This is a genomic window from Bacillus sp. OV166, assembly GCF_900177675.1.
GTDB lineage: Bacteria > Bacillota > Bacilli > Bacillales > Cytobacillaceae > Neobacillus.
The window spans coordinates 5,232,127-5,245,494 of record NZ_FXWM01000001.1 but is presented as its reverse complement, the minus strand read 5'-3'; the positions used below and the strand labels follow the sequence as shown (position 1 = coordinate 5,245,494).

General features: G+C 38.2%; 12 protein-coding genes. All 12 read left to right on the top strand.

The annotated features are described in order from the left end of the window. The first annotated feature begins 18 nt into the window (after nt 1-18). Nucleotides 19-2,655: a DNA polymerase I gene (gene polA, locus CCK98_RS25835; RefSeq protein ID WP_088089220.1), complete on the top strand. Its 2,637-nt coding sequence runs from the start codon at nt 19-21 to the stop codon at nt 2,653-2,655. Between the two features lie 18 nt (nt 2,656-2,673). Then, nucleotides 2,674-3,501 carry a DNA-formamidopyrimidine glycosylase gene (mutM, locus tag CCK98_RS25830; RefSeq protein WP_088089219.1) on the top strand — a complete coding sequence of 276 codons (828 nt, stop codon included), beginning with the start codon at nt 2,674-2,676 and terminating at the stop codon, nt 3,499-3,501. 104 nt (nt 3,502-3,605) lie between these two features. After that, a complete protein-coding gene (gene ytaF / locus CCK98_RS25825; protein ID WP_088089218.1) occupies nt 3,606-4,241 on the top strand; it encodes a sporulation membrane protein YtaF in 636 nt (211 codons plus the stop codon). 19 nt (nt 4,242-4,260) lie between these two features. Next, nucleotides 4,261-4,878, top strand: a complete 618-nt coding sequence (gene coaE, locus CCK98_RS25820) for a dephospho-CoA kinase (protein ID WP_088089217.1) — start codon at nt 4,261-4,263, stop codon at nt 4,876-4,878. Nucleotides 4,879-5,045: 167 nt separating this feature from the next. Next, entirely contained in the window at nt 5,046-6,077 is a 1,032-nt protein-coding gene (locus CCK98_RS25815; protein WP_088089216.1) for a glyceraldehyde-3-phosphate dehydrogenase, read from the top strand. 300 nt (nt 6,078-6,377) lie between these two features. After that, a complete protein-coding gene (locus tag CCK98_RS25810) occupies nt 6,378-7,739 on the top strand; it encodes an IS1182 family transposase (RefSeq protein WP_088088840.1) in 1,362 nt (453 codons plus the stop codon). A gap of 443 nt (nt 7,740-8,182) precedes the next feature. After that, complete coding sequence (speD, locus tag CCK98_RS25805) at nt 8,183-8,557, top strand: adenosylmethionine decarboxylase (protein ID WP_088089215.1); 375 nt, start codon at nt 8,183-8,185, stop codon at nt 8,555-8,557. Nucleotides 8,558-8,667: 110 nt separating this feature from the next. Beyond that, entirely contained in the window at nt 8,668-9,063 is a 396-nt protein-coding gene (locus tag CCK98_RS25800) for a hypothetical protein (protein ID WP_088089214.1), read from the top strand. Nucleotides 9,064-9,153: 90 nt separating this feature from the next. Continuing rightward, complete coding sequence (nrdR, locus tag CCK98_RS25795; RefSeq protein ID WP_088089213.1) at nt 9,154-9,615, top strand: transcriptional regulator NrdR; 462 nt, start codon at nt 9,154-9,156, stop codon at nt 9,613-9,615. Between the two features lie 55 nt (nt 9,616-9,670). Continuing rightward, nucleotides 9,671-11,059, top strand: a complete 1,389-nt coding sequence (locus CCK98_RS25790; RefSeq protein ID WP_088089212.1) for a replication initiation and membrane attachment family protein — start codon at nt 9,671-9,673, stop codon at nt 11,057-11,059. 13 nt (nt 11,060-11,072) lie between these two features. Then, nucleotides 11,073-12,002: a primosomal protein DnaI gene (dnaI, locus tag CCK98_RS25785; RefSeq protein WP_088089211.1), complete on the top strand. Its 930-nt coding sequence runs from the start codon at nt 11,073-11,075 to the stop codon at nt 12,000-12,002. Between the two features lie 148 nt (nt 12,003-12,150). Beyond that, on the top strand, nt 12,151-13,029 hold the full coding sequence (gene ytxC, locus CCK98_RS25780) for a sporulation protein YtxC (protein WP_088089210.1): 879 nt from the start codon (nt 12,151-12,153) through the stop codon (nt 13,027-13,029). Nucleotides 13,030-13,368: the final 339 nt, after the last annotated feature.

Sequence of the window (13,368 nt, the reverse complement as noted above, 5' to 3'; positions counted from 1 at the left end):
TTTGGAAGGTGGATATAAATGGAAAAAAGGAAACTTGTCCTGATTGACGGTAATAGTATTGCTTACCGAGCATTTTTTGCATTACCCCTGCTTAATAACGATAAAGGAATCCACACGAATGCGGTATATGGCTTTACGATGATGTTGATGAAAATTCTTGAAGATGAAAAGCCAACACATATACTTGTCGCATTTGATGCTGGAAAAACTACTTTTCGCCATAAAACCTTTAGTGAGTATAAAGGTGGAAGGCAAAAAACCCCACCTGAACTATCCGAACAATTTCCGTTTATCCGTGATCTTCTTGATGCTTATGGGATTTCCAGGTATGAGCTCGAAAATTATGAGGCCGATGATATCATTGGTACCCTTTCATTAACTGCAGAAAAGGATGGGTACGAAGTAAGAGTCATTTCAGGAGACAAAGATTTAACCCAACTCTCTTCCGCCACTACAACCGTCGGAATTACTCGAAAGGGTATTACGGATATTGAAGAATATACTCCTGAACATGTAGCCGAAAAATATGGACTTACACCAGAACAAATCATTGATATGAAAGGGTTAATGGGTGACCCTTCCGATAATATACCTGGTGTTCCTGGGGTAGGTGAAAAGACAGCGATCAAATTGTTGAAGGAGTTTTCAACCCTCGAAAATTTATTAAACTCAGTTGAACAAGTAACTGGGAACAAGCTGAAAGAGAAGCTTGAAGAATTTAAGAACCAAGCATTAATGAGTAAAGAACTTGCTACGATTGAAAGACAAGCACCTGTCGAAGTGGATTTAGAAAACGTCGCATACGAGGGCTTTACGCGCGAAAAATTAGTAGCCTTATTTAAAGAATTAGGCTTTCATTCATTATTGGGCAAGCTTGGAGAAGGTCCAGACACTATTGAAGAGCAGGAACTTGAAGATATTGATTTTCAAATTCCAACTGAAATAACAGAAGAACTGTTTGCAGACACTAATTATTTTTATGTTGAAATGCTGGATGATAATTATCATTATGCAGAGATTATCGGTTTCTCTCTTGTCAATGAAATAGGACATTTCTATTTGCCAACTGACCTGGCATTACAGTCAGAAGCTTTTAAAAAATGGGCGGAAGATGAGAGTAAAAAGAAAACAGTTTATGATGCCAAACGATCCGAAGTTTCATTAAGAAGGCATGATATTCATTTAAAAGGGGTCGATTTTGATATTCTAATGGCTTCCTATATCATAAATCCTTCAGATAACATTGAAGACCTCGCAGCGATAACGAAAAGATTTGATTTACATAATATCCAATCGGATGAATCGTTTTATGGGAAAGGTGCGAAACGAAAAGTCCCTGAAGTGTCAAAGCTCGGAGAACATCTTGTTCGGAAAAGTCTTGCAATGTCTGATATAAAAGAAAAACTAGAAGATGAATTAAGAAAAAATGAACAGTATGAATTATTTACCGAGCTCGAAATGCCTTTATCCCTGATTTTGGCTGATATGGAATCGTGCGGGATCAAGGTGGAACAGGAACGCCTTCAGACAATGGGTAAGGAGCTAAATGATAGACTCGTCGAGATTGAAGAGAAAATTTGTGAATTAGCAGGCGAAAAGTTTAATATCAACTCACCGAAACAACTTGGCGTAATTTTATTTGAAAAATTAAACCTTCCTTCGTTTAAGAAAACGAAAACAGGTCATTCAACTTCAGCAGATGTATTGGAAAAATTAGCAGAAGATCATGAAATCATCGAGCATATTCTTCTATACAGACAATTAGGTAAGCTTCAATCCACCTATATAGAAGGATTACTGAAGGTTATTAATCCTAAAACGGGAAAAGTCCATACCAGGTATCAACAAACTTTAACTGCGACTGGCAGATTAAGTTCAATTGATCCTAATTTGCAAAATATACCGATTCGCCTTGAAGAGGGACGTAAAATCCGCCAAGCCTTTGTTCCATCAGAGGAAGGCTGGATCATTTTTGCAGCCGACTATTCACAGATCGAACTGCGTGTCCTTGCTGATATTGCTGGTGATGAAAAGCTGATTCAGGCCTTCAAAGAGGACATGGATATTCATACAAAAACAGCAATGGAAGTTTTTCATGTCAATAAGGATGAGGTAACCTCCAATATGAGGCGTCAGGCCAAGGCTGTTAACTTTGGAATTGTTTATGGAATCAGTGATTATGGTCTGTCCCAATCCTTAGGAATTACAAGGAAAGAAGCTGGACAATTCATTAATCGTTATCTGGATACCTATCCAGGTGTCAAAGAATACATGGATGATATTATTCACTCGGCAAAACAAAAGGGCTATGTCTCCACTTTGATGCAGCGAAGAAGATACCTTCCTGAAATAACAGCTCGTAATTTTAACATAAGAAGCTTTGCAGAAAGGACAGCCATGAATACTCCAATTCAGGGCAGTGCCGCAGATATCATAAAAAAAGCAATGATTGATATGGACGATGCTTTAAAGGACAAGGGCTTAAAGACGCGCCTCTTACTTCAAGTCCACGATGAATTGATATTTGAAGCACCTGAGGACGAATTGGAAATTTTAAAGAAGTTAGTCCCAGACGTGATGGAAAATGCCCTCGAATTGAAGGTGCCGTTGAAAGTGGACTATGCCTATGGACCAACTTGGTTTGACGCCAAATAAAAGGGGGACCCCTCAGCAATGCCGGAGCTTCCAGAAGTAGAAACCGTAAGGAAAACGTTAAAAAAATTAGTTGTCAATAAAACCATCAAAGATATCTCCGTCTTTTGGCCAAAAATCATTAAAAGCCCACTTGAAGTGGAACAATTTGTCGATGCTTTAGTAGGGGAGACCATTGTTGATGTAGGCAGAAGAGGGAAATTTTTAATCATTTATACGGATCATTTCGCGTTAGTATCGCATTTGAGAATGGAAGGAAAGTACGGGCTTTATCCTAAGGAAGAACCCTTTGATAAACATACACATGTACTCTTTCACTTTACAGATGGAACAGAATTAAGGTATAGGGACGTTCGGAAATTTGGAACGATGCACTTATACAAAAAAGGGGACGAATTCTTAACGGAACCGCTCATAGGGCTTGGCCCTGAACCTTTTTCAGAGGAATTTACGGTAGAGTACTTGACTAAGAAGGTTGAAAAAACGAATCGAAAAATTAAAACAGCACTATTGGACCAAAAACTTTTTGTGGGGCTCGGTAATATCTATGTGGATGAGGCTCTTTTTCGGGCAGGTATACATCCAGAACGTATTGCTAACACATTAAATAAAAATGAACTTGCCGTTCTTCACCGTGAAATTGTTGCGACCTTAAGCGAAGCCGTCAAAAAGGGCGGAAGTACGATCCGCTCATATGTTAACTCCCAAGGGGAAATAGGTATGTTTCAGCTTGAATTATACGCATATGGTCGTAAAGGGGAAGAGTGTAAACGATGTGGAACACCTTTAGAAAAAACGACCGTAGGGGGCAGAGGGACCCATTACTGCCCGCAGTGCCAAAAGATTTAAGTGGGATACAAAAGTAGAAAAAGTGAGAATTGAAAATATTAACCTTTGATAGGCTCCTGCCATATACTATCGTAATGATTTTGGAGGAAGGAGCCCTAGACATCATGGTTCAGTTGTTCTCACTTCTCATACTTGCTTTTGCTCTCAGCCTTGATAGCTTTAGCGTGGGTTTTACCTATGGACTAAGGAAAATGGTCATGCCGATCCGATCAGTGATTATTATTGCAAGTTGCTCGGCTATTTCTTTAATGATTGCCGTGTCAATTGGGCATGGACTTGAAAAAGTTCTATCTCCAAGGATTACGTCAAGCCTAGGGGGAATCATTCTAATTGCTCTTGGTGCATGGGTTTTGTTTCAATTTTTCAAACCAGAAAAAGAAAAAGACGTACTAGAACATGAAAAAACAATCGTAAATTTTGAAATTAAATCCCTAGGATTAGCCATCAACATCTTGAAAAAGCCGATGTCCGCTGACTTTGACCAATCGGGTACGATTACGGGGATCGAAGCTTTAATGTTAGGCTTTGCCTTGTCTCTGGATGCCTTTGGAGCCGGGATTGGTGCAGCGATGCTTGGTTTCTCTCCCTTTTATTTAGCATTTACTGTCGCGATTATGAGCTCGTTATTTGTTCTATTAGGGATAAAAAGCGGAACTTTTTTTCATAAGTTTGATTGGATCCAAAAGTTCACGTTTTTGCCAGGGATTTTATTAATCATAATTGGAATATGGAAGTTATGAATCTAGAAAGGAAAAGACCATGTCATTAGTTATCGGTTTAACTGGCGGAATCGCCAGTGGAAAAAGCACAGTCTCAAACTTTTTCAAAGAAATGGATATCACTGTTGTCGATGCAGATATAGAATCACGCCTAGCGGTAATGAAAGGTGAATCCGCTTATTTTAGGATTATTGAAGAGTTTGGCCGTGATATTTTATTGGAAGATGGTGAAATTGACAGGCAAAAGCTTGGCGCAATTATTTTCCATCACGCTGAAAAACGGCAAACTTTAAACGAAATCGTCCACCCTGAGGTTAGAAAAAGAATGAGGGACCAAGTCGAACAGGCAATAAAAAACAGTGAAGAAGTGGCTGTTCTTGATATTCCTTTATTATTTGAAAGTAAACTTACGTATATGGTGGATAAAACGTTACTTGTTTATGTTGACGATGAAACACAATTAAAAAGATTAATCGAGAGAAATAATCTATCAGTTGAGGATGCCGAAGCAAGGATTCGTTCTCAGATGCCCCTTTCTGAAAAAATAAGGCTCGCGGATGCTGTAATTGATAATAATGGTTCGATCGCAGATACAAAAAAACAACTTCTTGAAATTTTAGTCCAGTTTGGCATCGATATAAATAATAATCTTAAGTAATGGGAGAGAAGGGCAACCTTCTCTTTTTTTCTGTTTCTAAGTTGCCTAAATTGTAAAACATTTTAAAAATCCGCAATTTATTCATCACAATTAAACCTAAATATGTTATACTAATTACAACAATACAAGTATTAAGTATGACATTAATACAAAAAAGGGGATGTAAAATGAAGACGAGAGTTGCAATAAACGGTTTTGGGAGAATTGGCAGGATGGTTTTTAGAAAAGCGATCCTTGAAAATAAGCTTGAGGTTGTTGCCATAAATGCAAGCTATCCAGCGGAAACATTAGCACATTTACTTAAATATGATACAAATCATGGACCATTTCAGGGAGAAGTTATCCCTTTAGATGATGAGTTAATCGTCAATGGCAAAAGAATTAAACTATTAAGCAGTCGTAATCCAGAGGAGCTTCCCTGGAGAGAGTTTGGCATTGATATTGTTATAGAGGCGACAGGAAAGTTTAATGCTCGTGAAGCGGCGGCACTGCACTTAGAAGCAGGAGCCAGGAAAGTGATCTTAACTGCACCAGGGAAAAATGAGGATGTAACAATTGTAATGGGTGTTAATGAAGAAATGCTTGATATCAAGCATCATGACATTATCTCTAATGCATCATGTACCACCAACTGCCTTGCACCTGTTGCAAAGGTGTTAGATGAAAAGTTTGGCATTGAATGCGGATTAATGACAACGATTCATGCCTATACAAATGATCAAAAAAATATCGATAACCCTCACAAAGATTTACGAAGGGCTCGTGCATGTGGACAATCTATCATTCCAACAACAACAGGAGCGGCCAAGGCAATTTCACTTGTGTTACCACACTTAAAAGGTAAATTACATGGGATGTCACTTCGTGTGCCAACACCAAACGTTTCACTTGTTGACTTAGTAGTTGATCTTAAGCAAGATGTGACCCTAGATGATGTCAATAACGCATTTATTGAAGCGGCAAATGGCCCATTAAAAGGCATTTTGGATTTGACGATGGAACCATTAGTATCCGTTGACTTTAATACCAATGAACATTCTGCCATCATTGATGGTCTTTCCACAATGGTGATGGGAACAAGAAAAGTAAAGGTTTTAGCATGGTATGATAATGAGTGGGGGTATTCTTCACGTGTCGTGGATCTCACCATGTATGTTGCAGAGGAAATAGCAAAATCATCACAAATAAAGGTCGGATAAAATGCTGTCGATAGACAGCATTTCAGACTGTCGACAAATCCGAAAAACTTGGGTTTGCCGGCAGTCTTTTTTATGTCTTTGTTAAATTGTTTGTTGATTTGCGCTCCAGGCGCTTCGCTTTCCGCGGGCGTAGCGGGGAGCCTCCTCGGCGCTTAAGCGCCTGCGGGGTCTCCCCTGCTCCGTACTCCCGCAGGAGTCTTCGCGCCTTCCGCTCCAATCAACAAGTTTTAAAATCAATAATGACCTTTAAATCAGTCCTTTGTATAATTAAGATACAGACATATAGATGAGGTGGATGAAATGCTAACTAAAAATACACAGATGAATCGTGATCAAATAGAAATGATAGCTTTAGAACAAGTTGTACCCGCGAACCACTTGGTTCGTAAGATAGAAGCTGCTATTGATTTTTCATTTATCTATTCACTTGTTCAAGATATGTACTCATCTGAACGGGGACGTCCGAGTATTGACCCTGTGGTATTGATAAAGATGGCTTTCATTCAATATACCTTCGGTATTCGCTCTATGCGTCAAACCATTGCAGAAATCGAAACGAATATGGCATATCGTTGGTTTCTCGGCTTTGGTTTTTATGATAAGGTACCTCACTTTTCAACGTTTGGTAAAAACTACGAGCGACGCTTTAAGGATACTGATTTATTTGAACAGATATTCTATCGTATTTTAAAGGAAGCCTCAGAAAAGAAATTGATTAGTAGCGAGCACGTATTTATTGATTCTACACATGTTAAAGCTAGTGCAAATAAGCGTAAATTTGAAAAGAAAGTAGTTCGAAAGGAATCGAAGGCTTATGAAACACGTCTACAAGAAGAGATTAATAAAGACCGGGATGATCACGGAAAAAAGCCATTTCCTCCAGATAAATTTGAAAAAGAAGAATTAAAGGAAATTAAAGAAAGTACCACTGACCCAGAAAGTGGTTATTACGTAAAGGATGAGCGAACGAAACAGTTCGCATATTCATTTCATGCGGCTTCGGATCGAAATGGTTTTGTTTTGGGTGCAATTGTAACCCCGGGGAATATCCATGATAGCGTCATTTTCGAGCCACTACTTGAGAAGGTCATTGAAAAACACGGGAAACCTGAAGCTGTTGCTGCTGATGCTGGATACAAAACACCTGCTATTGCTCAATTCGTAATTGAAAATGATATGACTCCTGCATTACCATATACACGACCTCGTACGAAGGACGGTTATATGAAAAAACATGAGTATATTTATGATGAATACTACGATTGTTATATCTGTCCGCAAGGACAAATACTGAAATATGCAACGACGACGAAGAATGGAAAGCGTCAATACTTCTCTAATCCGTTTGAGTGCCAAAATTGTCCTTTACTTTCAGAATGCACGCAGAGTAAAGAACATAAAAAATTGATTGAGCGACATGTTTGGGAACATTACATAGAAGAAGCCGATCATCTTCGTCACACACAAGAAAATAAAAGCATTTACGCAAGACGTAAAGAAACGATTGAACGGGTCTTTGCGGATGCTAAGGAAAAGCATGGTATGCGTTGGACAACCTTAAGAGGCTTAAAAAAATTGTCCATGCAAGCGATGCTTACTTTTGCTGCCATGAACTTGAAAAAGATGGCCAGCTGGACGTGGAAAGGTCCAGAATTGGCGTAATAATAGTCAAAGGTAGGTCTAAATTTTGCTCTTATGAGCAAAAATCCAATAAAAAGGCATCCGAATGGGCTCATTCGAATGCCTTTTGTCTACAATCTGAAATGCTGTCGATAGACAGCATTTTTTTTGCCTTGCTTGAGTCATCTGGGTGTTTTTTGCATAAAATAGCTTTGATTTCGTGTGTTTTTATCGAATGAAAAATGGAACATGCCCATTAACCTTGTTACAAAATAAACATATAAAGTTTTTTAAATTGATAGGTTGCAAAAAAAATATAAACAAAGTATACTAGTCATCGTGAACTTCTTGAAATCAGGTAGCTATTAATTACTTAAAGGGTTAGGACCTCTCTGGACTAACTTTCCCCCGTGGTAGTTACTCGGATACCGTCAATAACAGGATTTCAAGAAAGAACATAAAAGGTTAAAGGGGGAAAAATGAATATGGAAACAATGGGACGTCACGTAATCTCTGAGCTTTGGGGATGCGACTTTGAAAAATTAAATGATATGAATTTTATTGAAACAACTTTTGTTGAAGCAGCTCTTAGATCAGGTGCGGAAATCCGTGAAGTAGCATTTCATAAATTTGCCCCACAAGGTGTAAGTGGTGTGGTTATTATCTCTGAATCACATCTTACCATTCACAGCTTCCCTGAACATGGATATGCCAGCATAGATGTATACACTTGCGGCGATTTGAATCCTAATGTTGCGGCCGATTATATTGCTGAGGCATTAAATGCACAAACACGTGAAAATATTGAAATTCCGCGTGGCATGGGTCCTGTTCATGTAAAACAGGCAAAAGTTTTATAGTCACTATAAAAACAATTAACTTAGAGGTGTATTTATACATACACCTCTTTTTATATTTTCTAGACTAATGTTGTACAATAAGAACAAAGCTACATCATGGGAGGAATAGTATGGCTATGTTAGGTAACCTATTTGTTCGTTTTAAAAAGCAAATTGAGACTTCAGATCAGATTAAGGATGATTCCTTAAAAACGCATTATTATAAGGCGATGTTTAATCAATTATTTGCATCTGTTGAAAAGTTATTCCATGAAGATGCTGATTGCCGGGTCACTACGGTTTCTAAAGAACATGGAGAAATTGCTGTTGAAATCAGTAAACCAATCCCCTGCTTTCTAATTGTTACAATTGTGGGAGTAAAGCCAATGGAAACAGCAGTAGACTTTAATATTTCATCTGAAAAATTTTCCTTACTCGGCACCTATCCCGATTTAAAAAAGCGGATTAATTATTATTACGAGCGGATTAATCAATTACATACCTTTATAGGAATAAAAAACTCCTAGTACTACTACTTGTATAAAGATAGTCTTTTTTATAAGATGAAAGTAAGCGTTTTTGTTCGGGAGTAAAGTGTAGATTTGGAGTTGATTACAATGAAATGCCCATCTTGTCAAAATTATGGTACACGCGTCCTCGACTCTCGCCCAGTTGATGAAGGTCGAGCAACACGGAGGAGACGCGAATGTGAAGAATGTGGGTATCGTTTTACTACGTTTGAGAAGATTGAAGAGATACCGCTGATTGTAGTCAAGAAAGAAGGTACCCGAGAAGAGTTTAGCCGTGATAAAATATTACGTGGCTTGATTAAGGCATGTGAGAAGCGGCCGGTGGCCTTAAAGGAATTAGAAGATATAACGCATGGTGTTGAAAAGGATCTGAGGAGTCAGGGTATTTCTGAAATAAAAAGTGACGCAATCGGTGAAATGGTCATGGACAGGCTGGCACATGTGGACGAAGTCGCCTATGTACGGTTTGCATCTGTTTACCGTCAGTTTAAAGATATTAATGTTTTTATTGATGAATTAAAAGAATTAATCAAAAAAGAAAAATCTTAAGAGCTAAAGAGTTTTTGGCTCTTTTTGATTTTATAACAAGAAAGGTTGGAGTGATATGGCGCAGCATTGGCAGGAAATTCTCCCTATCGACCGTTATATAGTTGCGGCTGATGGGCTGCTGCATGAGTATGACCGTAAAGTGCTGACGTTTTTATATCAGCCATTGATTGGGTCAACTTGCTTTAGTTTATATATGACGCTCTGGGCGGAGTTAGAGGAAAATCGGCTCTGGTCTGAGTCTTCCACTCATCATTTATTGATGAATCTCTTAGAGATGAACTTAAAGGATATTTACGAAGCCAGATTGAAGCTTGAAGGCATTGGTTTATTAAAGACGCGTGTCAAAACAGATGAAGGGGGACGGTCCTTCATCTATGAACTGCATCCACCTTTAAGTCCTGAGCAATTCTTTTTAGATGGGATGTTAAATATTTATCTTTATCGAAAAATTGGAAAAAACCATTTCTCTCGTCTGAAGCGCTTTTTTAGTGATCAACAAAAGCCAAGGGAAGAAGAGTATGTAGATGTTACAAGAGCCTTTCAGGACGTGTTTGCATCAGGGGCCCCTGGCAGTATGCAATATATTCAAGCCCTTTCCGAAGAATTACAAGAGGAAGAAAATCAACAGTTTATTGGTCGGAATGAGCCGAGTCCGATCCAAATTGGTGTGGACACGTTTGATTTTGATTTGTTAACAGCAGGGCTGAATGAATCACTTGTTCCCAAAAAATCGCTAACACCAAAAGTAAAAAGTGTAATTAGTAATCTTGCATTTCTGTATCAAATTGATGCAATCGAAATGAAAAATTTCATCTTGGGTGCTATTAACGAGCATGAAGAAATTGATATTGAGGACTTGAGAAAGGGGGCTCGTGATTGGTATCAATTTGTCAATTACGATCAACTTCCGAGTCTTATTAACCGAACACAACCAATCGTTCATCAAACTCAAATAACCGAACCTAAAACACAGGAAGAAAAATTAATTCGCTCTTATGAGACGACCCCGCCACTCATCGTTTTTAAAGAAATCTCAGGCGGTGTTGAACCTTCGAATGCCAATTTGAAAACCTTAGAAGAGATCATGATTAAATATAAACTTCCCCCAGGTGTGGTAAATGTCCTAATTGAAGTGGTTATGAGAAAAACGGACATGAAATTTACAAAGGGTTTTGTCGAGTCAATCGCTAGTCATTGGGCAAGGAAACAAGTGAAAACGGTGAAAGAAGCGATGGAGCTCGCGAAGAATGAGGAACATAAGGTAACAGAAAGCAAAAAAACTACAAGGTCGTCTAATAAAAAACCAATTCGGACAGAGTTAATTCCTGACTGGTTTGATGAAAGTACGAAAGATGCAGACAAAGATCCCGCGCAAGGAAACAACAGTGAAGTTGAAGCGAAAAAGCGTGCGATTGAAGAAAAGTTAAAAGCGTTTCGCAAATAGGGGGTGACCAAAATTGGAAAAAATCAATCGAACATTGAAAAGATTAGCTTCTAATGAAAGCTTTCAAAAACGATATGAACAACAACGCAGGCAAGTTCTTGAAAATCCGGATATTCAAGCTTTTTTAGCAGAACATCAAAATGAGATTGATCAATCCATGATTGATAAAAGCATGAGTAAACTGTACGAGTATACGAACCAAAGCAAGGAATGCCACAAATGTGAAAGTCTGGATAACTGCATCAATTTCATGAAGGGATATCACCCAGAATTGGTATTATCTCGAAACTCTATTGATGTTGTTTATAAACGCTGTCCTCGAAAAATCATGGCAGATGAAAAAAAGAAAAATGAAAAACTAATCAAAAGTCTATATGTGCCAAGAGACATACTTGAGGCCACCTTTGAAGACTTTGAAGGAGACTCAGGCAGGCTGGATGCCGGAGATAAGGCTGCAACCTTTTTAATGAATTATGAGGCAGGTAAAAAACCAAAGGGCCTCTTTCTTTACGGGAAATTCGGTGTCGGGAAGTCCTATCTATTAGGGGCAATCGCCAATGAATTGGCAAAAAAACAGATTTCTTCGATGATTGTCTATGTCCCTGAACTATTAAGGGAAATGAAAAGTTCGATTGCGGATTCGACTTTGAATGAGAAAATTGAAGCGTTAAAAAGAGAACCGATTCTAATGCTTGATGATATTGGTGCGGAAGCTGTCTCGAGTTGGACAAGGGATGAAGTTTTAGGGCCAATTTTACAGTTCCGTATGCTTGAAAGTCTGCCGACATTTTTTACCTCAAACTTTAATTTTGGGGAGCTGGAGCATCATCTAACCTACAGCCAGCGGGGCGAAGAAGAGAAAATGAAAGCCCGACGAATCATGGAGAGAATCCGCTCCCTGAGTGTGCCAGTGATGGTCGATGGTCCAAATAGACGGGAATAAAACGTGTTTTCCGGATTGCTGAAACAGGTCAGCAGTCTTTTTTTTTGTATTTTTTTCTGTAAATAACAAAAGCAACTGTTAGCTAACTTCTATTTTAGCCAAGTCCCCCATATATATTAACAAAGATTGGCTTAAAGGGGGGATTTGGTTGGCGGAAATCATCTTCCAAAGCAAGCTGGATGCTCAAAAGTTTTATTACCACTTGCTGGAGTACTTACCAAATAATTATGATAAAGAAACTATTCTTCTAATAGAAGATCAACATATAGTAAAATTTTTAGGTAGCTTCTTATCCATTGAAATTTCTACTATGGTTAAAAATGCATTTTACGAATTTATTACGAACATAAAACGTGACGATTGGTTCAGGGAAATTTTAAAAAACCGTTATTTTTATGAGGATCTAGAAGTACAACAACAGATAATGGAAATTATCTATTCTATTCTTGAAGGTCAAAGAGAAGACCTGATTGTCTTTTTGAAGGATTCAAATGAAGAGCCTAATATTAAAGCAGCCATCGAGTATATCTTTCAGGATGATATTTCTTTTTCGTTTGACTCCTTTCATAAATTTCGTTTGCGGCCATACCTCCAGTTACTTGAAGGTTATGTTGAGATTGCTATTGATGAATATAAAATGGAGCAGGAGTATCAAATGTTTGTGCAAATGCTCAGGGACTTTTTACTGAACAGGGAACCAAAAATGGATGTTCTTCATTTATTGTTTGACGAGGAAATTACTTTTTATAACGACCAGTTTGTAGAGATGAAAAGAGCTGAATTAATTAGATTGATTGACCGGAAGTTACTTGTTAATCATCCTGTTTATGTCGATTCTGCTTCCATTGCACCACTTTTATCGCTTGCACCTACAACTATTTTTCTGTATACAAAAGACCCAGAAGAACCCTTAGTTCGAACAATCAAAAACATCTTTGAAGAAAGAGTAACTGTGAAATCGTTTGCGTCCCTCCGTGAAGTTAAGAAATGGGCGGCAGATAATAATTCTTCTGAACACCATGCTTGAGATACAGGAATTTTTGTAATAATTTGTTTTTGTAGGTTGATGTCCCTTGATTTTTAGGGAATTAGTCATTATAATAACGTACATAGAATATTCATAGCAAAAGTAATGATAAGGATAACAGTATTTTTTACGGTTTCTAGAGAGGGAGGACAGGGCTGAAAGCCTCCTAACACGAAAATAATACTTACCACCTTTAAACTTCAGCAGTGAACACTTCATGTTTCCGTGAAGTCAGTAATTGTTGACGGCCACAGCCGTTAACTGACCAAAGTCATTTTCAATGTGTATCATTCGAAAATGAAAAATTGGGTGGAACCACGTGTTTATCAAAACTCGTCC